Source organism: Bradyrhizobium sp. SZCCHNRI1029 (genome assembly GCF_032487555.1).
In the GTDB taxonomy this organism is placed as follows: domain Bacteria; phylum Pseudomonadota; class Alphaproteobacteria; order Rhizobiales; family Xanthobacteraceae; genus Bradyrhizobium.
Genome location: NZ_JAUEUK010000008.1, coordinates 17,615 through 38,498 on the forward strand (window position 1 = coordinate 17,615; position 20,884 = coordinate 38,498).

Annotated in this window: 19 protein-coding genes; 13 read left to right on the forward strand and 6 right to left on the reverse strand. The window is 65.5% G+C overall.

What is annotated here, in order from left to right:
- The first annotated feature begins 363 nt into the window (after positions 1-363).
- Positions 364-1,395, forward strand: coding sequence for a hypothetical protein (locus tag QW861_RS22250; RefSeq protein ID WP_316159349.1), 1,032 nt, complete (start codon positions 364-366; stop codon positions 1,393-1,395).
- 86 nt (positions 1,396-1,481) lie between these two features.
- Here QW861_RS22250 and QW861_RS22255 read toward each other — a convergent pair whose 3' ends face one another.
- Entirely contained in the window at positions 1,482-3,077 is a 1,596-nt protein-coding gene (locus QW861_RS22255) for an ABC transporter substrate-binding protein (RefSeq protein ID WP_315713710.1), read from the reverse strand.
- A 218-nt stretch (positions 3,078-3,295) separates the two neighbouring features.
- Between QW861_RS22255 and QW861_RS22260 the strand changes: the two genes are divergently transcribed.
- The 10 genes from QW861_RS22260 to QW861_RS22305 all read left to right on the forward strand — a co-directional run bounded on the left by QW861_RS22260 (position 3,296) and on the right by QW861_RS22305 (position 14,627).
- Positions 3,296-4,942 carry an ABC transporter substrate-binding protein gene (locus QW861_RS22260; protein WP_409977920.1) on the forward strand — a complete coding sequence of 549 codons (1,647 nt, stop codon included), beginning with the start codon at positions 3,296-3,298 and terminating at the stop codon, positions 4,940-4,942.
- A gap of 230 nt (positions 4,943-5,172) precedes the next feature.
- Positions 5,173-6,126, forward strand: coding sequence for an ABC transporter permease (locus tag QW861_RS22265; protein ID WP_315713711.1), 954 nt, complete (start codon positions 5,173-5,175; stop codon positions 6,124-6,126).
- 2 nt (positions 6,127-6,128) lie between these two features.
- Positions 6,129-7,031, forward strand: coding sequence for an ABC transporter permease (locus tag QW861_RS22270; RefSeq protein ID WP_316172704.1), 903 nt, complete (start codon positions 6,129-6,131; stop codon positions 7,029-7,031).
- 5 nt (positions 7,032-7,036) lie between these two features.
- Complete coding sequence (locus QW861_RS22275; RefSeq protein WP_315825918.1) at positions 7,037-8,086, forward strand: oligopeptide/dipeptide ABC transporter ATP-binding protein; 1,050 nt, start codon at positions 7,037-7,039, stop codon at positions 8,084-8,086.
- Between the two features lie 28 nt (positions 8,087-8,114).
- Positions 8,115-8,312: a hypothetical protein gene (locus QW861_RS22280; RefSeq protein WP_009026147.1), complete on the forward strand. Its 198-nt coding sequence runs from the start codon at positions 8,115-8,117 to the stop codon at positions 8,310-8,312.
- Entirely contained in the window at positions 8,309-9,721 is a 1,413-nt protein-coding gene (locus QW861_RS22285; protein WP_316172703.1) for an amidase, read from the forward strand. The genes QW861_RS22280 and QW861_RS22285 overlap by 4 nt, the downstream gene beginning before the upstream one ends.
- 254 nt (positions 9,722-9,975) lie before the next feature.
- Positions 9,976-10,959: an ABC transporter ATP-binding protein gene (locus tag QW861_RS22290; protein ID WP_316172702.1), complete on the forward strand. Its 984-nt coding sequence runs from the start codon at positions 9,976-9,978 to the stop codon at positions 10,957-10,959.
- Positions 10,960-11,083: 124 nt separating this feature from the next.
- Positions 11,084-11,353 (forward strand): GlsB/YeaQ/YmgE family stress response membrane protein, encoded by a 270-nt coding sequence (locus QW861_RS22295; RefSeq protein WP_315713716.1) that lies wholly within the window; start codon positions 11,084-11,086, stop codon positions 11,351-11,353.
- Positions 11,354-11,547: 194 nt separating this feature from the next.
- Positions 11,548-13,290 (forward strand): type I secretion system permease/ATPase, encoded by a 1,743-nt coding sequence (locus QW861_RS22300; protein WP_316172701.1) that lies wholly within the window; start codon positions 11,548-11,550, stop codon positions 13,288-13,290.
- Positions 13,287-14,627 (forward strand): HlyD family type I secretion periplasmic adaptor subunit, encoded by a 1,341-nt coding sequence (locus tag QW861_RS22305; protein WP_315825922.1) that lies wholly within the window; start codon positions 13,287-13,289, stop codon positions 14,625-14,627. The genes QW861_RS22300 and QW861_RS22305 overlap by 4 nt, the downstream gene beginning before the upstream one ends.
- A gap of 214 nt (positions 14,628-14,841) precedes the next feature.
- Here QW861_RS22305 and QW861_RS22310 read toward each other — a convergent pair whose 3' ends face one another.
- The 3 genes from QW861_RS22310 to QW861_RS22320 all read right to left on the reverse strand — a co-directional run bounded on the left by QW861_RS22310 (position 14,842) and on the right by QW861_RS22320 (position 17,785).
- Entirely contained in the window at positions 14,842-15,324 is a 483-nt protein-coding gene (locus QW861_RS22310) for a CinA family protein (RefSeq protein ID WP_315713719.1), read from the reverse strand.
- Positions 15,325-15,433: 109 nt separating this feature from the next.
- Positions 15,434-16,744 carry an MFS transporter gene (locus QW861_RS22315; RefSeq protein WP_315713720.1) on the reverse strand — a complete coding sequence of 437 codons (1,311 nt, stop codon included), beginning with the start codon at positions 16,742-16,744 and terminating at the stop codon, positions 15,434-15,436.
- A gap of 120 nt (positions 16,745-16,864) precedes the next feature.
- A complete protein-coding gene (locus tag QW861_RS22320) occupies positions 16,865-17,785 on the reverse strand; it encodes a transcriptional regulator GcvA (protein ID WP_316193494.1) in 921 nt (306 codons plus the stop codon).
- 114 nt (positions 17,786-17,899) lie between these two features.
- Between QW861_RS22320 and QW861_RS22325 the strand changes: the two genes are divergently transcribed.
- Both QW861_RS22325 and QW861_RS22330 read left to right on the forward strand, forming a co-directional pair.
- A complete protein-coding gene (locus QW861_RS22325) occupies positions 17,900-18,103 on the forward strand; it encodes a DUF1127 domain-containing protein (protein ID WP_315713722.1) in 204 nt (67 codons plus the stop codon).
- Positions 18,104-18,180: 77 nt separating this feature from the next.
- The gene (locus QW861_RS22330) at positions 18,181-18,801 is read left to right on the forward strand and encodes a GNAT family N-acetyltransferase (protein WP_316172699.1); all 621 of its coding nucleotides are present in this window, start codon (positions 18,181-18,183) and stop codon (positions 18,799-18,801) included.
- Between the two features lie 250 nt (positions 18,802-19,051).
- Here the strand turns inward: QW861_RS22330 and QW861_RS22335 are convergent, their stop codons facing one another.
- Positions 19,052-19,753: an SDR family NAD(P)-dependent oxidoreductase gene (locus tag QW861_RS22335; RefSeq protein WP_315713724.1), complete on the reverse strand. Its 702-nt coding sequence runs from the start codon at positions 19,751-19,753 to the stop codon at positions 19,052-19,054.
- Positions 19,754-19,848: 95 nt separating this feature from the next.
- Complete coding sequence (locus tag QW861_RS22340) at positions 19,849-20,868, reverse strand: glutathione S-transferase family protein (protein ID WP_316172698.1); 1,020 nt, start codon at positions 20,866-20,868, stop codon at positions 19,849-19,851.
- Positions 20,869-20,884 lie beyond the last annotated feature (16 nt).

Sequence of the window (20,884 nt, forward strand, 5' to 3'; positions counted from 1 at the left end):
GAATGCCGTGGCGGGAGACTTCGCTTGGCACGCGGCAGCTTGCCCGCATCCTGCTTCGATGACGATGGGACGAAGGGGTTTCCAGGCCCATTGGATGATGTCTGGGCGTCCACCGCCGCGAGCTTGCCGATGAATGCGAGCGACAGGATGACGAGCTTGACCGAACGATAGCGCGCTCCAGTCTGCGGGACGGGTACAAGGATAGCGCAATCGAGCAGGCGTCGAGCGCATCGCGTTTGTTGCGAGGTTGCAACAGCGGGATAAGAAGCAACTTGTGTCATGTGACGTCGATTGCATGAATCTGCGCGTGCTTGTAGCATTTTTCTACTCAAGATAGAAAGTGCATGCAGATGGGGGGCATCGATGCAGTCTTCTGAGGACGGGAGTGCGGCCGGTTTGACGCAGGGCAGGCCGGCACGGGGTGCGATCAAGCGTTTCACTCTACCAGTTGCGGGCAGCCTCATTGCTGCTGTGGCTTGTGTGCTCGGGGCGGGCGCGGTGTCGGCCGCGGATCTCCCGGTCAAGGCGCCGCCTCCGCCGGTCTCGTTGTGGGAGTTCGAGGTCGGCGCCCGCTATTTCTACAGTTCGGGCCGCACCCGCTACACGTTGGGCGATCCTTTCGTCGCTGGCCAAACCAATTCTCTGCTGACCTACAAGAATCTCAACAGCCATGCCGGCGAGGGGTTCGCCAGGGCCGATCACAGTTTGGGTTTCTTCGCCAAGGGCTTTGCGGGCGGTGGCAACATCTTCAGCGGCAGGCTCAACGACGAAGACTTCCCGCCGGCCGTCATTCCGTACTCGAATACGGACAGCAGCGTGAACAGCGGCAGGCTTTGGTACGGCACGATCGACGCCGGCTACAATTTCTGGAGGGGGCCGGCGTTCAAGGTCGGCGGCTTCGTCGGCTACAACCATTTCTACGAAACCGTGAACGCATACGGATGTACCCAGGTCGCGACCAATCCGTTTATCTGTGGTCTCGATCCTGTTGCGGGGGGCGTGCTGGTGCTCAGCAAGACCGAGAACTGGGATTCGCTCCGCGTGGGGTTGAACGGCGTCTTCAAGCTCGGCCAGAACTGGAACGTCACCCTCGATGGCGCCGTTCTGCCCTATGTCCGGCTGAGCGGATTCGACAATCACTGGCTGCGGCCCGACATCAATCCGCTTCCGCAATCTGGAAATGGCTGGGGCTACCAGCTCGAGGGCATTGTGTCATACGACGTGACGAGAAATTTCAGCGTCGGCGTCGGTGGCCGCTATTGGTACGCCCGGACGACCAGTGGGACCACCCAATTTCCTGGAGTCCCGGGGTCGCCCACGACCTTCAGCTACGAGCGGTACGGCGGCTTTCTCCAGGCCTCCTACAAGTTTGACTCGGGCGCCTTCGGGAAATGAAATACTGGCTTATCGTGCTGAGGAGGAAGCCCGGCAAAACGCCGGGCTTCTTTCTTTGCGAGCGCGACGGCAGCCGGCCCGGTCAGTTATTCCGCCCCGATCGTCGTCAGGTCCTGGAACCAGTGTTGCGCCTGCACGAACTTCTTGACCTTCGGCGATAGCGCGTGCGGGTTGGTGTCGTGCACGACCCAGACCAGCACCGCATCGTCGACCACAGCCGCATGCGCCTGCGCGATCAACTCGTCCTGCTTGGCCGGATCGAACGTCTGCTTGGCTTCAGCAATCAGCGCATCGACCTTGGGATTCTTGTAGCCGCCCCAGTTGACGCCAACGGGCGCGATCTGGTCGGAGGCGAAGAAGCGGACGATCGCGTAGAGCGGGTCCGATGTGACATAGGCGATGTTGTTGGCGGTGATGCCGGCGTTCATCTCGTCGGCGGCGCCCTTGCGCCAATGCGTGTACAGCGTCTCCAACTCGACGACCTTGAAGTCGATGTCGATGCCGATCTCCTTGAAGCTCTGCTGCAGATATTCGTTCATCGGCAGCGACAGCATCTGGCCGGTGCCGCCCTGCGCGATGATGAAGGTCGTCTTCAGCGGCTTGGCTGGCGAATAGCCGGCTTCCTCGACCAGCTTCTTGGCGGTGGCGAGATCGTATTTCAGCTCGAAGCTCGGCTTGCCGAACCACGGGCTCGACGGGTCGACCTGGCCCTTGGCGGGCTTGGCGAGGCCGTTCATCAGCCCGACCACTTCGTCGCGATTGATCGCGAGATTGAGCGCCTTGCGCAGGCGGATGTCGGTCCAGGGCGAGCCCGGCAGCACGCTGAGATGATAGTTCCAGACATGCGGTGTGACGTTGTCGACGAGCTTCATGCCGGCCGCCTTGAGCTGCGGCACGGCGTCCGGCGCCGGCGTCTCGATCAGATCGACCTGGCCGGCGAGCAGCGCGTTGGTGCGGGTCAGCGCTTCCGGCATCGGCACGAGCACGAGCTTGTCCGTCTTCGGCAGCCGGTCCTTGTTCCAATATTCGGAATTCTTGGTGAGCTCCGCGAGCTCGCGCGGCACCAGTCTGGTCAGCTTGAATGGTCCCGTGCCGGAGGGCTGACTGGCGAACTTGTCCCAATCCTTGCCGAGCTTCTCATATTGCGCCGGGCTCGAAATCAGGAACCACAGCATCTGATACGGGAAGAACGAGTCGACCGTCTTGGTCGTGATCTCGATCGTGGAGTCGTCGATCTTGGCGTAGCTCGCGACTGAGGGAAGGCGTGTTTTGACCTGCGCGCTCTGCCGCTTGTCGAACTGCGGTGCCTTATCGTTGAGCACCTTGTCCAGATTCCAGATCACCGCATCGGCATTGAAGTCGCTGCCATCGTGGAACTTGACCCCCTTGCGCAGGGTGAAGCGCCATTTGGTCTTGTCGGCCTCGTCGATCTTCCATTCGGTGGCGAGGCCGGGAATGAGCTTGCCCGGTCTGTCGGCGATGCTCATGTCCCAGGCCACCAGCGGATCATAGATCGTGTAGCCGGTAAACTGATAGGCGCCGGCGCCGCGATCGGGCTGGCCCGTCGTCAGCGGAATGTCCGCCATCGAGATGCCGTAGCGCAGAACCGTTTCGGCCCGCGCCGCGACCGCGGAAAGACTGAGCGCGAGCGCAGTGGCGAGTAATGAGAATCGGATACGCATGAAGATGAAGCTCCGTTGAAACCGGATCAAATTCGACGCGCAAGACCTGCAATCGGGGTGCCAAGCCTCTGACCGGATCGTTCGAGCACAAACGGTTGTGACCTCGCGTCGCAGGCACGAGATCGGGAGCACCGCTGGCATAGGCGTTGCATAATGCTGCCCAGAATTTAGCCAGCGGATCGGAGACCTTGATCGTGCTTTTGCGTATTGCTACGTCAATGACGACGCGCGTGGCCGTTGCGGCCGCCATGATGACCAGCGCTGCCATCCTCGTGCTGCCGGCGCAGGCGGGCGCGGAAACCGTATTGCGCATCGGCATGACTGCCGCAGACATTCCGCGCACGCTCGGCCAGCCCGATCAGGGCTTCGAGGGCAACCGCTTCACCGGCCTCACGATGTACGACGCGCTGACGATGTGGGACCTGTCGTCGGCGGACAAGCCGAGCGTCGTCATTCCCGGCCTCGCCACCGAGTGGAAGGTCGACGATGCCGACAAGACCAAGTGGACGTTCAAGCTGCGTCCCGGCGTCACCTTCCATGACGGCGCGCCGTTCAATGCCGACGCCGTGGTGTGGAACGTCGAGAAGGTGCTGAAGCAGGACGCGCCGCAGTTCGATCCGAGCCAGGTCGGCGTCACCGCCTCGCGCATGCCGACGCTGGCATCGGCGCGCAAGATCGACGATCTCACCGTCGAACTGACGACGAAGGAGCCGGACAGCTTCCTGCCGATCAACCTCACCAATCTGTTCATGGCGAGCCCGACGAAGTGGCAGAAACTCTATGAGTCCGCGACCGGCGCCGACGACAAGGCGAAGTCGCAAGCCGCCTGGGCCGCCTTCGCCAAGGATGCCTCGGGCACCGGTCCGTGGAAGATGGCGAAGTTCACGCCGCGCGAGCGGCTGGAGCTGGTCAAGAACGATGCCTATTGGGACAAGGCGCGTGTGCCCAAGGCCGACAAGATGATCCTGCTGCCGATGCCCGAGGCGAACGCGCGCACCGCGGCGCTGCTGTCCGGACAGGTCGACTGGGTCGAGGCGCCGGCGCCGGATGCGCTGCCGGAGATCAAGCAGCGCGGCTTCAAGCTCTACGCCAACGAGCAGCCGCATGTCTGGCCCTGGCAGTTCTCGCGCGTCGAAGGCTCGCCGTGGAACGACATCCGCGTTCGCAAGGCTGCCAATCTCTGCATCGATCGCGAGGGCCTGCGCGACGGCCTGCTTGCCGGACTGATGGTGCCGGCGACCGGAACCTTCGAGAAGGGCCATCCCTGGCGCGGCAACGTCACCTTCGAGATCAAGTACGACAAGGCGGCCGCGCAGAAGCTGATGCAGGAGGCCGGCTACGGCCCGAACAAGAAGCTCGAGGTCAAGACGCAGACGTCGGCGTCGGGCTCGGGCCAGATGCAGCCGCTGCCGATGAACGAATATCTGCAGCAGGCACTGGCCGAGTGCTATTTCGACGTCAAGCTCGACGTCATCGAGTGGAACACGCTGTTCACCAACTGGCGTCGCGGCGCCAAGGATCCGTCCGCCAACGGCGCCAACGCCACCAACGTCACCTACGCGGCGATGGACCCCTTCTTTGCGCTGGTGCGCTTCCTGCAGTCCTCGATGGCGCCGCCGGTCTCCAACAACTGGGGTTTCATCAACAACCCGAAGTTCGATGAGCTGGTGAAGAAGGCGCGCCAGACTTTCGATCCGGCCGAGCGCGACAAGGCGCTGGCGGAGCTGCATGCGGCGTCGGTCGATGACGCGGCGTTCCTCTACGTGGCGCACGACGTCGGCCCGCGCGCGATGAGCCCGAAGGTGAAGGGCGTGGTGCAGCCGAAGAGCTGGTTCATCGACTTCTCGCCGATCTCGGTGGAGTAGCCGTTCGCGTGGTGGAGTATTTGTCCACGTTCGCAGGCTGATCTCGCCGCTTGCCCCGCTGCGCTCCCTCCCCCCTTGTGGGGGAGGGGTGGGGAGGGGGGTACTCCGGCGGCAGTTTTTGTGTGGACCCCCACCCCCCACCCCTCCCCGCAAGGGGGAGGGGAGCTTTCTTGGTGCCGCTTGTATCTCGCGACTCTCCGCCGATGAGGAGAGGCTTATGAAGGTGACTCGTGCTCTCTTATGCTGCCAGGCGGATGGTCTATGCGATCCCGATCATCATCGGCGTCGCGCTCGTCTGCTTCATGCTCGTTCACATCACGCCGGGTGATCCGCTCGTTGCGGTGCTGCCGGCCGACGCGTCGCAGGAGCTGGCACAGCAGCTGCGCGTGGCCTATGGCTTCGACAAGCCGCTGCCGGTGCAGTTCGGGCTGTGGTTGTGGCGCGCCGTCAATGGCGATCTCGGCAGCTCGATCGCCACCGGCCGTCCCGTGCTCGCCGAGGTGCTGCGCGCAGTCTCCAACACCGTGACCCTGGCGATCGCAGCCGCCATCATCGGATTCTCGCTCGGCCTGTTCTTCGGCCTCGTCGCCGGCTATTTCCGCGACAGCTGGATCGACAAGGTGGCGACGTCCATTGCGATCGCCGGCGTATCGCTGCCGCACTATTGGCTCGGCATGGTGCTCGTCATCATCTTCTCGGTCGAGCTGAACTGGCTGCCTGCGGTTGGCGCCGGTCCGTCCGGCTCGGGCGCATGGTCGTGGGACTGGGCCCATATCCGCTTCCTGGTCCTGCCCGCGATCACCACCTCGGTGATTCCGATGGGCATCATCACGCGCACCGTGCGCGCGCTGACCGGCGACATCCTCAGCCAGGATTTCGTCGAGGCGCTGCGCGCGAAGGGCCTGCGCGAAACCCAGGTGTTCCGCCACGTGCTGAAGAATGCCGCGCCGACCGCCCTGGCGGTCATGGGCCTGCAGCTCGGCTACATGCTGGGCGGATCGATCCTGATCGAGACTGTGTTCTCGTGGCCCGGCTCGGGTCTGCTGTTGAACTCGGCGATCTTCCAGCGTGACCTGCCGCTCTTGCAGGGCACGATCCTGGTGCTGGCGATGTTCTTCGTCATCCTCAATCTCGTGGTCGACATCGCGCAGGCCGCGATCGATCCGCGCATCAAGCGAGGCTAACGATGAGCGTCAGTACCCCCGGCGCCCTCAACGACGCCTCGCCGCAGGCCGCGCCGATCGCGAACGCACGCGGCTATTGGGCGACCGTCGGTCGCCGGATCGTCCGCGACAAGCTCAGCATGGTCTGCGTCGCGATCCTGCTGCTGATCTTTCTCTCCGCGCTGCTCGCGCCCTATCTGCATCTCGCGGATCCCTATCAGGGCTCGATGATTCGGCGCCTGCGCCACATCGGCACGCCGAACTATCCGCTCGGCACCGACGAGCTGGGACGCGACATGCTGGCGCGGCTGATCTATGGCGGCCGGCTGTCGCTGCTGATCGGCATCTCGCCCGTGATCCTCGCCTTCGGCATCGGCACGATGCTCGGCCTCGTCGCCGGCTATGTCGGCGGCTGGGTCAACACCGCGATCATGCGCACCATCGACGTGTTCTACGCCTTCCCCTCGGTGCTGCTGGCGATCGCGATCTCGGGCGCGCTCGGCGCCGGGATCACCAACTCCATCGTCTCCTTGACCATCGTGTTCGTGCCGCAGATCACCCGCGTCGCCGAGAGCGTCACGACGGGCGTGCGCAATCGCGATTTCGTCGAGGCCGCGCGCGCCTCGGGCGCGAACGCGTTCACGATCATGCGCGCGCACATGCTTGGCAACGTGCTGGGGCCGATCTTCGTCTACGCCACCGGCCTGATCTCGGTATCGATGATCCTCGCGGCCGGTCTTTCGTTCCTTGGTCTCGGCACCAAGCCGCCGGAGCCGGAATGGGGCTTGATGCTGAACACCTTGCGTACGGCGATCTACGTCAGTCCCTGGGTGGCGGCGCTGCCGGGCGTGATGATCTTCGCTGTCTCCATCTGCTTCAACCTGCTCAGCGACGGCCTGCGTAGCGCGATGGACATCCGGAGCTGAGAGGCATGAATGAAGCATCGGAAGTCACCGGACTGCAGCCGATCGAGGACCTCGGCGGCAAGGCGCAGCCGCTGCTGCGGGTCGATGGCCTGACGAAACACTTCCCGGTCCGTGGCGGCCTGTTCGGCGCGCGCAAGACGGTGCGCGCCGTCGACGACGTCTCGTTCGTCATCGGCAAGGGCGAGACGGTCGGCATCGTCGGCGAGTCCGGCTGCGGCAAGTCCACCACGGCGCGGCTCCTGATGCATCTGATGGACCGCGATGCCGGCGAGATCATCTTCGACGGCCGGCAGGTCGGCCACGAGATGTCGTTGCGCGAGCTCAGGCGCGGCATGCAGATGGTGTTCCAGGACTCCTATGCCTCGCTCAATCCGCGGCTGACGATCGAGGAGTCGATTGCATTCGGGCCGAAGGTGCACGGCATGACCGACACTGCGGCGCGTGCGCTGGCGCGCGAGCTGCTCGGCAAGGTCGGCCTGAGGCCCGAAACCTTCGCCAACCGTTATCCGCACGAGATCTCCGGTGGCCAGCGCCAGCGCGTCAACATCGCCCGCGCGCTCGCGCTGTCGCCGCGGCTGGTGATCCTCGACGAGGCGGTGTCGGCACTCGACAAGTCGGTCGAGGCGCAGGTGCTGAACCTGCTGATGGACCTGAAGCGCGAGTTCGGCCTGACGTATCTATTCATCAGCCACGACCTCAACGTCATCAACTACATCTCCGACCGCGTGCTGGTGATGTATCTCGGCGAGGTCGTCGAGCTCGGTCCGGTCGAGGAGGTCTGGGCCAGGCCGGCGCATCCCTATACACGGGCGCTGCTGGCGGCGATGCCGTCCTCCGATCCCGACAGGCGCACGGAGGAGCCGCCGCTGTCTGGGGATCCACCCAACCCGATCGATCCGCCCGCCGGCTGCCGCTTCCACACCCGCTGTCCATTTGCCGAGGCGCCATGCGCGAATGTCGCGCCAAGATTGACGGAGCTGGATACAATGGGCCATCAGGCCGCCTGCCACATGGCGATCCCAGGCTCGGGACACAGCCGGGCGCCGGCCGCCTGACGGGCAGACACCAGCAGTGAGAAGCGGAATGACCAGACCCACGCCCCAGCAAGTCAGTGCCATCGCGGAGGCCTCCGGCCTGCCGGTCGACAAGGAGGTTGCCACCCGCATCGCCGACTCGATCGGACCGGCCTTCGACAACTTCGCCGCGGTTGCCGGTACACTCCCATTCGACCTGGAGCCGGCGAGCTACGTCCTGGCGCAGACGCTGAAGGTGGGCCGATGAGCACCGAACCTGCCTTGATGACCCTGACCGACGTCGCGAAGGCGATTGCGGACAGGAAGCTCTCTTCGGTCGAGGTGACGCGCTCCTGCCTGCATCGCATCGCGCAGTGGCAGCCGAAGCTGAACGCCTTCATGGCGATCGAATCCGAGCCGGCGCTGAAGGCCGCCGCCGAGGCCGATGAAGCGCTCGCCAAGGACGGCCCCAAGGGCCCGCTGCACGGCGTTCCGCTTGCGCACAAGGACATGTATTACGAGGCCGGCCACATCTCGACCTGCGGCTCGCTGATTCGGCGCGACTTCGTCGCAACGACGACCTCGACCGCGCTGCAGCGGCTGAAGGATGCCGGTTCGATCCGGCTCGGCACCCTGCAGATGGCCGAATTCGCCTACGGCCCGACCGGGCACAACGCGCATTACGGTCCGGTGCACAATCCCTGGAAGCTCGGCTACGTCACCGGTGGCTCGTCGTCCGGCTCCGGCTCGGCGGTCGGCGCGCGCCTGACCTTCGCGGCACTCGGCTCCGATACCGGCGGCTCGATCCGCATGCCCGCGAATTTCTGCGGCGTCACCGGCCTGAAGGTGACCTGGGGCCGCGTCAGCCGCGCCGGTGCGATGCCGCTGTCGCAGTCGCTCGACACGGTCGGGCCGCTGGCGCAGACCGCGGAGGATTGTGCGCTGATCCTTGGGCTGATGGCTGGTCCCGATTCCGAGGATCCTACCGCCAGCGCGGCACCCGTGCCGGACTATGTCGCCGCCACCCAGGCCTCGATCAAGGGTCTCAGGATCGGCGTGCCCAAGGCGTTCTATGTCGACGACCTCGATCCTGAGGTGGCGCGCTGTCTCGATGCGACGATCGCGGTGCTGAAGACCGAGGGCGCCGATGTGGTTCAGGTCGAGCTGCCGGATCAGCGCCAGCTCACCGCAGCCTGCCAGCTCGTGCTAGCGGTCGAGGCGGCCGCCTTCCACAAGCGCTGGATGATCGAGCGTCCGCAGGACTATGGCCCGCAGGTGCTGATGCGGCTGCAGAACGCTCTGGCCGTCTCCGGCGTCGCCTATCTCGAAGCGCTGCGTTGGCGCGGTGCGGCGCTGGCGGCGCATGTCGCGGCAACCTCTGGCGTCGATGCCGTGATCGCGCCGGTGTCGCCGCTGGTGACGCCCTCGATCGCCGAGAGCGATGTCGGCGGCGCGCCGGGTGCGGAAGCTGTGATCCAGCGCATCACCCGCTTCACCCGCCCGGTGAACTATCTCGGCCTGCCGTCGCTGGCGATCCCGACCGGCTTCACGTCGACGGGGCTTCCTGTCGGCATGCAACTGATCGGCCGCTCCTTCGATGAGGCTACGATTCTGACCATCGGCGCCGCCTTCCAGCGCGCGACTGATTTCCACGCCAGGGTGCCGACGCTGCCATGAGGGAGACCTGTGCATACCGTCCGACGGTCTCACCCTCCCCTGGAGGGGGAGGGTCGATTGCGCATCTCATGCGCAATCGGGGTGGGGTGACGGTCTCTCCCCTTGGAAGCAAGTCCATGGAGGGGCTGTCACCCCACCCCGTCTCGCATTCCGCTGCGCTTCATGCGAGCCGACCCTCCCCCTCCAGGGGAGGGTCGCAGCTCACTTCGCAATTGGCCACGGTGTTCCTGACGGCAAGGTGAGATAGCCTCCCCATGACCAACCTCGTCGAGATCGACAATCTCACCATCCGCTTCACCGGCGAGCGCACCGTGCATGCGGTGAACGATGTCAGCCTGTCGCTCGGCGATGGCGAGGTGCTCGGCCTGCTCGGCGAGTCCGGCTCGGGCAAGAGCGTGACCATGCGGGCGCTGATGCGGCTGTTGCCGAACAAGCGGACGCAGATCTCCGGCAGTGTCAAGGTGCTGGGCCGCGACGTGCTGGCGATGAACGACGACGAGCTGTCGCAGTTTCGCGGCCGCTCCGTGTCGATGATCTTCCAGGAGCCGGGGCTTGCGCTCGATCCGGTCTACACCATCGGCCGGCAGATCGCCGAGACCGTCATGCGGCACGAGGGCAGGAGTTTTGCGGAAGCGCAGGCGCGGGCGCTGGAGATGCTCGACGTCGTCAGGATTCCCTCGGCGAAGCGTCGCCTGGAGTCCTATCCGCACGAGATGTCCGGCGGCATGCGCCAGCGCGCGATGATCGCGCTGGCGCTGGCGTGCCGGCCGAAAGTGCTGCTGGCCGACGAGCCGACCACCGCACTCGACGCCACCGTCCAGATCCAGATCCTGCTGCTGTTGCGCGAACTGCAGCGCGAGTTCGGCATGTCCGTCATCTTCGTCACCCACGACATCGGCGTCGCGATCGAGATCTGCGACCGCCTCGCCGTGATGTATGCCGGAGAGATCGTGGAGCAGGGCAGCTTGCGCGAAATCGTGCGCCAACCCGTGCACCCCTATGCGCGCGGCCTGCTGGCTTCGACGATCCATGGTGCCAGGCGCGGCGAGCGGCTGCAGACCATTCCGGGCACGCCACCCTCGCTCGACCGGGCGCCGCGGAGCTGCTCGTTCGCACCGCGCTGCGGCCTGGCGCAGCCGCGCTGCTCGGAGGCGATGCCGCCGAACATTGCGCTCGGACCACAGCGGCTGGCGCGCTGCGTCCTGGCCGAGGCGCCGGCAAGTGTGGCGGCAACGTAACGGTTCGCCCGAAACGCGCTCCTCACCGGCCGAAACCGTCCATCGCGTGTCGAAGCGTCGCAACGGCCTCGCTAAGGTGCTGCCACGCGTGGGACCGATCGTCCGCGCTGGATGAGGACACGCCATGCACGTATCGAACGAAGGTATCCTGGTCATTCTGTTCGTTGGCCTGGTTGCAGGCTGGCTGGCCGGCAAGATCGTCCGCGGCACCGGCTTCGGGCTGGTCGGCGACATCGTGATCGGCGTGCTCGGCGCCTTGGTCGCAAGCCTGATCTTCCCGCGGCTTGGCGTCCGGATCGGCACCGGCCTCGTGTCGGAAATCGTCTATTCCGCGCTCGGCGCCATCATTCTCCTGCTGGTGGTGCGGCTGGTGCGGACCGGCGGGCGGCTCTAGGACTTGCGATCCGGCGTGGCTGAACGTTTGCACCGCGCCACGCGACATACCCCAGCACATAGCTAATTTACGCTAAAGTGAGCATCGTTGGACGCTCACCGCGGGAATCAGTATATTTCGCCTTGTTTGCCGCCAGTTTGTGCTTTTGGTCGGCGGCCACGTAGCTCATTTGATCAATTGAAGAGATGGTGGTGATGGCGGCTGCACCTCACGTGAGGCAATCCGAGCTCAGCGATGCCTTGCGCGGTTGCCGTAGCGCCTTCATCGGCGTCGGGGTGATGAGCTGCATCATCAACCTGCTGTATCTCACCGGCTCGATCTTCATGCTCGAGGTCTACGATCGGGTGCTGCCGAGCCGGTCCGTGCCGACGCTGATCGGCCTGATCATCATCGCCGCGGGGCTTTACGCCGCCCAGGGCGCGCTCGACATGATCCGTAGCCGCATTCTCGGGCGGATCGGCACCGCGCTGGACGAGAGCCTGAACGCGCGGGTGTTCGACACCGTGGTGCGGCTGCCGCTGTCCGCCGGCGGCCGCAACGAGGGCCTGCAGCCGCTGCGCGACCTCGATAACATCAGGAGCTTTCTCGGCAGCCAGGGGCCGGGCGCGTTCTTCGATCTGCCGTGGCTGCCGCTGTATCTGGCGATCTGCTTCGCTTTTCACGTGATGCTCGGCGTTACCGCGCTGGCCGGCGCCATCATCCTCGTCGCCCTGACGCTGATCACCGAATTCCTCACCCGCACGCCGGCCAAGGAGGCGATGGGGCTCGCCGCCCGCCGCAACGATCTCGCCACCTCAAGTCGCCGCAACGCCGAGGTCCTGGTCGCGATGGGCATGACCGGGCGCATGCTGTCGCGCTGGAGCGAGACCAACGAAAAATATCTCGCCGGCAACCAGCGCGCCAGCGACGTCGCCGGCGGCCTCGGCGCCATCGCCAAGGTGCTGCGCATGATGCTGCAGTCCGCGGTGCTCGCGGTCGGCGCCTATCTCGTGATCCATCAGGAGGCGACCGCGGGCATCATCATCGCCGGCTCGATCCTGAGCGCGCGGGCGCTGGCGCCCGTCGATCTCGCGATCGCACATTGGAAGAGCTTCGTTGCCGCGCGCCAGAGCTGGCGCCGTCTCAGCCATCTGTTGCAGACGATGCCGCAGCGACCGGCGCCGACCCTGCTGCAGCCGCCGGTCGGCAAGCTCTCGGTCGAGGCCATCTCGATCGTCGCGCCGGGGGACCAGAAGGCGATCGTGCAGGACGTGAGCTTCGCGTTGTCGGCCGGCAATGGCCTCGGCATCATCGGTCCGAGCGCGTCGGGCAAGTCGTCGCTGGTGCGGGCGCTGGTCGGTGTCTGGCGTCCGGTGCGCGGCCATGTCCGGCTCGATGGTGCGGCGCTCGACCAATGGTCGACGGACGAGCTCGGCCGTCACATCGGCTATCTGCCGCAGGATGTCGAATTGTTCGCAGGCTCCGTCGCGCAGAACATCTGCCGTTTCGATCCGCAGGCCTCCGCCGACGGCATCATCGCCGCCGCCAAGGAAGCCGGCGTGCACGACATGATCATCAAGATGCGCGACGGCTATGACACAGAGATCGGCGAGCAGGGTGCCGCGCTGTCGGCAGGCCAGGCGCAGCGCGTGGCGCTGGCGCGCGCGCTCTATGGCAATCCGTTCCTGATCGTGCTCGACGAGCCCAACTCCAATCTCGATACCGAAGGCGACGAGGCGCTGTCACGCGCGGTGCGCTCAGCGCGGGCGCGCGGCGCGATCGTGGTCGTCGTCGCGCACCGGCCGATCGGCATCGAGGCGGTCGACCAGGTGCTGGTCATGAAGGACGGCCGTGCCCAGGCGTTCGGTCCGAAGGAGACGGTGCTGGCGCAGGTGCTGCAGCCGCGTGCGCCGTCGCCGATCAAGATCGTCTCGGAAGCCGGAGTGGCAAAGCCATGAGCAGTCAGGTCGTTGCCGGTCCACTTCCTGGCGGCCGCAAGACGGAGAGCGTGCGCGAGTCGATCCGCCGCCACCTGCTGATCGGCATGGGCGTCGTCGTTGCGGTCGCCGGCGGGCTTGGCGGCTGGGCCGCGACGCAGCAGATTTCCGGCGCGTTGATCGCGCCCGGCCAGATCGTGGTCGAATCCAACGTCAAGAAGGTGCAGCATCCGACCGGCGGCGTGGTCGGCGAGCTTCGGGCGCGCGACGGCGACGTCGTCAAGTCCGGCGACATCGTGGTGCGGCTCGACGACACCGTGACCAAGGCAAGTCTCGCCATCGTCACCAAGAACCTCGATGCGCTGCAGGCGCGCGCCGCCCGGCTGGAGGCCGAGCAGCGCGGCTGGGCCAAGATCCTGTTTCCGCCGCAGTTACTGCAGCGCATCAGCGATCCCGAGGTCAAGAGCCTGACGGCGAGCGAGACCAAGCTGTTCGAGGTCCGTGTCAACGGCCGGATCGGCCAGAAAGCGCAATTGCGCGAGCGTGTCACCCAACTGAACGAGGAGATCGAGGGACTCGCGGCGCAGGTCAGCGCCAAGGACCAGGAGATCGCGCTGGTCCAGAAGGAGCTCGACGGCGTGCGCCAGCTCTATGAGCAGCATCTGGTGCAGCTGTCGCGCCTGACCACCTTGGAGCGCGACGCCGCCCGCCTCAACGGCGAGCGCGCGCAATTCATCGCCGCGCGTGCCCAGGCCAAGGGCAAGATCAGCGAGACCGAGCTGCAGATCATCCAGGTCGACAAGGACATGGTCAGCGAGGTGTCCAAGGATCTGCGCGAGACCACCGACAAGATCGGCGAGTTCGTCGAGCGCAAGGTCACCGCCGAGGACCAGCTTCGCCGCGTCGACATCCGCGCGCCGCAGGACGGCATGGTGCTGCAGTCGAGCGTCCATACCGTCGGCGGCGTCATCACCGCCGGCGACACCATCATGCTGATCGTGCCGCAGAGCGACGATCTCCAGGTCGAGGCCAAGGTCAATCCGCAGGACATCGACAAGCTGCAGGTTGGCCAGAAGACGTTGCTGCGGCTGTCCGCCTTCAACCAGCGCACCACGCCGGAGCTGAACGGCGTCGTCAGCCGCGTCTCGCCCGACGTCACCACCGACCAGCGCACCGGCCAGAGCTATTACACCATCCGCGTCTCGATGCCGCCCGAGGAGATCGCGAGGCTCGGCGACGTCAAGCTGATTCCGGGCATGCCGGTCGAGGCATTCGTGCAGACCGGCGACCGCACTGTCATTTCCTACCTGATGAAGCCGCTGCACGACCAGCTGATGCGTGCGTTCCGGGAGAAGTGAGGGGCCCGGCTGCCGTCCCTGCGGAGACCGCGGGCAGCGCTCCAATCTCGCTGTCATCCCCGCGAACGCGGGGATCCATAACCACAGGGAGCAGTCGTGGCGCGAGATGCTCGTGACGTCTCGCGTCGCGCCCCATTTCTGCTGCGGAGTTTGGGTCCCGGGTCGGCGCCCGCCGACGCTGCGCGTCATCGGGCTTGCCCGGGACGACAGCGGTTTATTCGTCGAGTTTCTTGAGTAACAGCTCCAGCGCGCTCTTCGCGAACAGCTGCATGTTGGCAAAACGGTCGCTGTGGCCGCTCTCCAGAGTGACGACTGCGGTCGCGGGCCCCGCAACAGCGAAGCACGCATGTCCCGCCGCGTCGCCATAGCGATTGCCGGCAGGACCCGCGGCACCGGTCTCCGACACTCCCCAATCAGTCGCAAAGCGCGTCCTGATCTGCCGCGCCAGCAGCTCCGCATAAGGCTCCGACGCCGAGCGGATGCCCTTCATCGCCTCGTCCGGAATGTCCATCAGCACGCGGCGGGCGTCGCGCGTATAGACCACGGCGCCGCCGAGGAAATAGGCGGATGCGCCGGGCACCGCGAGCAGCGCCGCCGCGATCAGGCCGCCGGCGGAGGATTCCGCAACGGCAATGGTCTGCTTTTTGGCGATCAGCCGCGCCGCGACCTTCTCGGCGACAGCGATGAGGTGCTGCATGGCGGTCATCCTTCGGCAGCGTCGACACCCGCCGCTGCCGGCTGCTGTTCATTCCCCACCATCATGCGCCGAAAGCGCGCGCCAAGGAAGGCGCTGCCCCTCGCAGCGATCACGCAATGATCGGCTCGCGCGCCGCGACGGCCTGGCGGCCGCCGCGATAGACGGTCATCGCTGCGATGATACCGAGCACGGCGGCGCACATCAGCCAGTAGCCGGGCGAGGCCTTGTCGCCGGTCTTGTTGATGAGCCAGGTCGATACCGCCGGCGTCGCGGTGCCGAACAGCCCAGCCGCCAGCGCAAAGGCGATCGAGAAGCAGGTGGTGCGGACATGCGCAGGCACGATCTCGACCAGGCAGCCCAGCATGGTGCCGCTATAGACGCCGAAATAGAAGGAGAACAGCATTTCGACCGCGAGCAGCTTGCCGAAGCTCGGCGCCGCCGCGAGCCAGTGCAAGGCGGGATAGGCGGTCAGCAACGCCAGAGCCGCGATGGTCACCAGCACCGGCTTGCGTCCGATCCGATCCGACACCGCGCCGCCGACCGGATTCCATAAGAAGTTGGTCACGGCGACCAGCAAAGTGACGAGCAGTGAATCCGCCGCCGACAGCTTCAGTTCCTTGCCGAAACCGGGACCGTAGACGGTGATGAAGTAGAACATCGTCGTGGTCAGCACCGCGATCATCATGCCGAGGATCACGATGCGCCAGTTCTCCAGCGCCGAGGCGAATACTTCGCGCGCGGTCGGGTGCTTCTTCATCGCGAGGAAGGCCGGCGTCTCCTCCAGCGTGCGGCGCAGGAAAAAGATCAGCGGAATGATCAGGCAGCCGATGAAGAAGGGAATGCGCCAGCCCCAGGCGGCCACCATGTCCGCCGGCATGGCCTGGTTGAGCACGTAGCCGATGACCGACGCGACGAAGATCGCGACCTGCTGGCTGGACGACTGGAACGAGGTGTAGAGGCCGCGATTGCCGGGCGTGGAGATCTCGGACAGATAGACCGACACGCCGCCGAGCTCGACACCGGCCGAGAAGCCCTGCAACAGCCGCCCGAGCAGCACGATGATCGGGGCCGCGATGCCGATCGTCGCATAGGTCGGGCAGAATGCGATGACGATCGTGCCGATCGCCATGATGCCGAGCGTCACGATCAGGCCCTGGCGCCGGCCGATCTTGTCGACATAGGCGCCGAGCACGATGGCGCCGACCGGTCGCATCAGGGCGCCGAGCCAGAACACGCCATAGGCATTGAGCAGAGATGCAGTCTCGTTCTCCGATGGGAAGAACGCCTTGGCGATGATCGGGGCGTAGAAGCCGAACAGGAAGAAGTCGAACTGCTCGAGGAAATTGCCGCTGGTGGCGCGCAGGATCGCGCCGATGCGCGAATGGATCGTAGCCGGCTGCGGGATTGACGTTGAGGACACGCGGGGAAACTCCTACCGTCGAGAGGCTCGTGCGGAGGATTTCTACGCCGGCCGAGGGGAAAGGTGCGACAATCTGCCACGCCAAGCCCTGGCGGCCAATAGCTTTGCGCTCAAGGCGCCCTAGGCCTGAACAGAATTGCCGGCGGCCGACTTCTGCTGCATTGCACCCTTCAGCCATTGCCGGAACGCCTTCAGCTTCGGCGGATCGATCCGGCCCTCCGGCGTCACCAGATAGAACCCGGCATCGCTCGGCAGCGTCATCTTGAACGGCACCACCAGCCGGCCCTTGGCGATGTCGTCCTGGACGTAGGCCGTACGCCCGATCGCGACGCCGAGCCCGTCGATCGCGGCCTGAACGGTCATCAGCGACAGGTCGAAGCTCAGCCGACCCTGCCTCGACATCTCCACCGGCAGACCCGCCGCGGTCAGCCATAGCCGCCAGTCGTCGTCATAGCCGCCGCTGACCTGCAGCAGCGTGTGATGTGCGAGGTCCTCCGGACAGCGTAGTGGCTTGTCGCCCTGCAGCAGCGCCGGGCTGCACACCGGAAACAGCTCGTCGGCCATCAGCCACTCCGCCCGCACGCCCGGCCAATGGCCACGGCCATAGCGGATCGCGGCGTCGACGTCGTCCTTGCGAAAATCGACCAGGCCGGTCGACGTCGTGATCCGCACGTCGATGCCGGGATGGGCCTCCTGAAAGGCCGTCAGCCGCGGCAGCAGCCATTTGGCGGCCAGCGAGGCGATGGTGGAAACCGTCAGCACCTTGGCGTTGTCCTTGCGGACCAGCCGTTCCGTTGCCAGCCGGAGATCGTCGAACGCGGCGCGCACCAGCGGGAGATAGTCGCGGGCCTGCGGCGTCAGCGCCAGGCTACGGTTCTGGCGGACGAAGAGGCGCAGCCCGAGCTCGTCCTCCAAGCGCTTGATCTGATGGCTGATTGCGGTCTGCGTCACGTTCAGCTCGGAGGCCGCGCGGGTGAAGCTCAGATGCCGCGCCGCAGCCTCGAACGCCCGCAATCCATTCAGCGACGGCAGTCGGGCCATTCACGGCCTCCCCGGTTCATGACGTTATTTCATCCGAAACGGTAGTAAATGTCGTTTGTGGATGAAGCGCAAGCGCTCGATATTGCAGCCTCAAGGAATTTTCAGGAGGCCTTCATGTCCATCTACGTCTCCTCGTCAATGACGAAACATCATGGCCCGGGGTTCTGGTCCGGCGTCGTGGAGCTGCTCGCCGCCTGGCGCTTCCGCTACCGCACGCGGCACGAGCTGGCGCAATGGTCGGAGCGCGACCTGCACGACCTCGGTCTGTCCCGCAGCGATATCGCCGCCGAGATCGACAAGCCGTTCTGGCGGGGTTGATCCCCCTTACTCATCCCGCCGCGCCGGTGCCGCTCCGCAAAGGAGGGCGCCGGCAAGCTTCCCGGTTGGAGCCGCGCATGCCGACGCCCGCCATTGCCGATCTCGCTGCCGGCTCCAACATCATTCACACGCGGCGTGGCGAGGAGGTGCGCCTGCGCTTCGTCACATCTGACGACGCCGAGGCGCTGCAGAGCTATGTCCGGTCCTTGAGCCAACGCTCGCGCCACAAGCGTTTCCTCGGCGCACTCAACGAGCTGCCAAAGGCGGTGCTCGAGGATTTCGTCGCGCTCGGCCGCAACGACCGCTACAGCCTGATCGCGACGATGGACCATGAAGGTGTCGAAGCCATCGTGGCCGAGGCGCGCTACGCATTCGATCGCGGCGTCGGTCGTGTCGAGTTTGGCCTGTCGGTCCATGACCGCTGGCAAGGCCACGGCATCGGCCCGGCGCTCATCGCGAATCTGGAAGGACGCGCGCTCGCGTTGGGTGGCGTGACCCTCTCGGGCGATGCGCTGCGTACCAACGACGTAATGATTGCATTGGCCCGCAAGGCCGGTTTCACGATCAAGCCGCATGCGGACGATTGGACCCTGGTGCGGTTCGAGAAGGGTCTAAGCGGAGTGGTGACTCATTCAGTGGGGCCAGATTTGCGCGTGGTCGGTCGCGCGCCGCAAGTCGCCACGTCCGAGATCAAATGACGTCATGCCTGCGAAGGCGGGGCATCCCGTACGCCGCGGCCTCACCGTGTCACCAGCTGTCAGTTGCGTGTACTGGATCGCCCGGTCGAGCCGGGCGATCACAGTTGCTATGAGGCGACCACCGATCCGCGTCATTGCGAGCGCAAGCGAAGCAATCCAGAGTCCTTGCTCCGCCCTGGATTCTTCGCTTCGCTCGCAATGACGGTGATCGTGGTGCGTCTTTGCCCACGTCATACGGAACATCAACTTCTCAAAACGTCTCCACCCACGGCCGCAGCTCCATCTCCCAGCTCCAGGCACTCCGTGGCTGCTGCAGCACGCTCCAATAACTTGCGGCGATGGCATCCGGATCGAGCATCGAATTCGGGCGCTCCGCGGCTTCCTGACGCTCTGCGCTCTTGATCGCGCCGTCGATGACGAAATGCGCGACGTGGATGCCCTGCGGCGACAGTTCGCGCGCCATGCTCTGGGCGAGGCCGCGCAGCGCGAACTTGCCCATCGCGAACGGCGCCGACTGGGCGTAGCCCTTCACGCTGGCGGAGGCGCCGGTGAACAGGATGGCGCCGTGCTTGTTCGGCAGCATGCGCTGTGCCGCCTGCTGCGCCACCAGGAAGCCGCCGAAGGCGCTGACGGCAATCGACTGCTGCACGTCGGCCGGCACGAGATCGGTGAGCGCTCCGCGCGCCCGCGCGCTGGCATTGTAGACCACGAGATCAGGCGCGCCGATCTCGCGCTCGACGATGCCGAACAGCCGCTCGACCTCCTCCGGATTGGTCGCATCGCAGGGGTAGGCGCGGGCGCCGGTTTCGTTGCAGAGCGCGCCGAGCTTCTCGATCTTGCGGGCGGCAAGCGCCACGCGGATCTTCTCGCGCGCGAACAGCCTCGCCAGCGAGGCCGAGAGCCCCTCGCCGGCACCGACGATGAGGGCGATCTTGTAGGCAGGGATGTCCATGGGCATGTCCTTGGGCCAAAGCGTCCGCAGACATCAAGCTAGTGCACCGGCGGCCGACTTCCTACGGCTCGTCCCCACATTTTTGCCGCGCGTCCTCAGGTGGGACGCGGCTGCAATCCAGCGAGGCAGCCGATCTCCTCCAGCACGACATCGAGCCGGCTGCGATCGTGCAGGAAAGCGTATTTGCCGCGGAGCATCGCCAGCGAGCGCGCGTGATATTTCTGCGGCTTCTGCATCCATGTGAAGTCGCCGAACTGGACGCGGAAGACGCTGCGGTTCTCGGCCAGCGCCTGCTCGTTGGCGAGCGTCCATGGCATGAACAGCGCGCCGACCTGGCGGGTCAGGATCGGCATCAAGGTCAGTGATAGTTCCGGCCACAGCTCGAACTCACCTTCGGCGCGCGGCCATAGCATGCGGTGGATCCAGGCCAGCACATGCGGCGCGCGGCCTTCGATCAGGGCGCCGGCCGTCGGATCGGTCCACAGCTCGTAGAGCTGGCCCCACAGTCCGAAATCGCCGTAGGCCGGACGGTGGCCGAACAGATATGGCCTGACCGAGAGATGCCGTTCGAGCAGGTCGAGCATTTCGGCAAAGCCCTGCTCGATCTGCGGCGCGTTGATCTCGTTGGAGCCGACATACCACAGCCGCTCGACCATGCGCGCGCGGATCTTCTCGGCCAGCTCGCCCAACTCGGCCTCGTCCGCCCTGGGGGTGCGGATGCGGGCGATGCGTCCGGCCGAGGCGCGCTGGTCGAGATCGCGCGCCCAGCGATAATGGAACATCCACTTGTTGCCCCACTCGTCCCCGAACTCCTCGATCAAGGCCGAGATGAAGCTCGTCAGCGCGTCGCCGGGATGAATCGTGGGTTGCGGAAAGTCGAGCTCCAGTGCGTCGATGATCGGCGTCGAGTCCTGCATCGGCACCTCGTCGGGGGCGACCACCAGCGGAATGATCGGCAGCTTGGCGTGCCGCGCGAACTCCGCCTCGCTTTCCGCATTGCGCAATATCCAGTGATGCGGGATGCCCTTGTAACGCAGATACGATCGCACCTTGACCGAATAGGGCGACATCTCCGCCCCGAAGATGCGATAAACCTCCGTCGGCTGATTGGTCATGGATCTGCTCCCGGTT

Bases quoted from the DNA above. Each gene is read 5' to 3' on its own strand.
- QW861_RS22275 (WP_315825918.1), top strand. From the start codon at position 7,037: ATGAATGAAGCATCGGAAGTCACCGGACTGCAGCCGATCGAGGACCTC.
- QW861_RS22340 (WP_316172698.1), bottom strand. From the start codon at position 20,868: ATGACCAATCAGCCGACGGAGGTTTATCGCATCTTCGGGGCGGAGATG.
- QW861_RS22295 (WP_315713716.1), top strand. From the start codon at position 11,084: ATGCACGTATCGAACGAAGGTATCCTGGTCATTCTGTTCGTTGGCCTG.
- QW861_RS22270 (WP_316172704.1), top strand. From the start codon at position 6,129: ATGAGCGTCAGTACCCCCGGCGCCCTCAACGACGCCTCGCCGCAGGCC.
- QW861_RS22335 (WP_315713724.1), bottom strand. From the start codon at position 19,753: ATGGACATCCCTGCCTACAAGATCGCCCTCATCGTCGGTGCCGGCGAG.
- QW861_RS22260 (WP_409977920.1), top strand. From the start codon at position 3,296: ATGACGACGCGCGTGGCCGTTGCGGCCGCCATGATGACCAGCGCTGCC.
- QW861_RS22280 (WP_009026147.1), top strand. From the start codon at position 8,115: ATGACCAGACCCACGCCCCAGCAAGTCAGTGCCATCGCGGAGGCCTCC.
- QW861_RS22290 (WP_316172702.1), top strand. From the start codon at position 9,976: ATGACCAACCTCGTCGAGATCGACAATCTCACCATCCGCTTCACCGGC.
- QW861_RS22255 (WP_315713710.1), bottom strand. From the start codon at position 3,077: ATGCGTATCCGATTCTCATTACTCGCCACTGCGCTCGCGCTCAGTCTT.
- QW861_RS22330 (WP_316172699.1), top strand. From the start codon at position 18,181: ATGCCGACGCCCGCCATTGCCGATCTCGCTGCCGGCTCCAACATCATT.
- QW861_RS22250 (WP_316159349.1), top strand. From the start codon at position 364: ATGCAGTCTTCTGAGGACGGGAGTGCGGCCGGTTTGACGCAGGGCAGG.
- QW861_RS22300 (WP_316172701.1), top strand. From the start codon at position 11,548: ATGGCGGCTGCACCTCACGTGAGGCAATCCGAGCTCAGCGATGCCTTG.
- QW861_RS22310 (WP_315713719.1), bottom strand. From the start codon at position 15,324: ATGCAGCACCTCATCGCTGTCGCCGAGAAGGTCGCGGCGCGGCTGATC.
- QW861_RS22285 (WP_316172703.1), top strand. From the start codon at position 8,309: ATGAGCACCGAACCTGCCTTGATGACCCTGACCGACGTCGCGAAGGCG.
- QW861_RS22325 (WP_315713722.1), top strand. From the start codon at position 17,900: ATGTCCATCTACGTCTCCTCGTCAATGACGAAACATCATGGCCCGGGG.
- QW861_RS22305 (WP_315825922.1), top strand. From the start codon at position 13,287: ATGAGCAGTCAGGTCGTTGCCGGTCCACTTCCTGGCGGCCGCAAGACG.
- QW861_RS22320 (WP_316193494.1), bottom strand. From the start codon at position 17,785: ATGGCCCGACTGCCGTCGCTGAATGGATTGCGGGCGTTCGAGGCTGCG.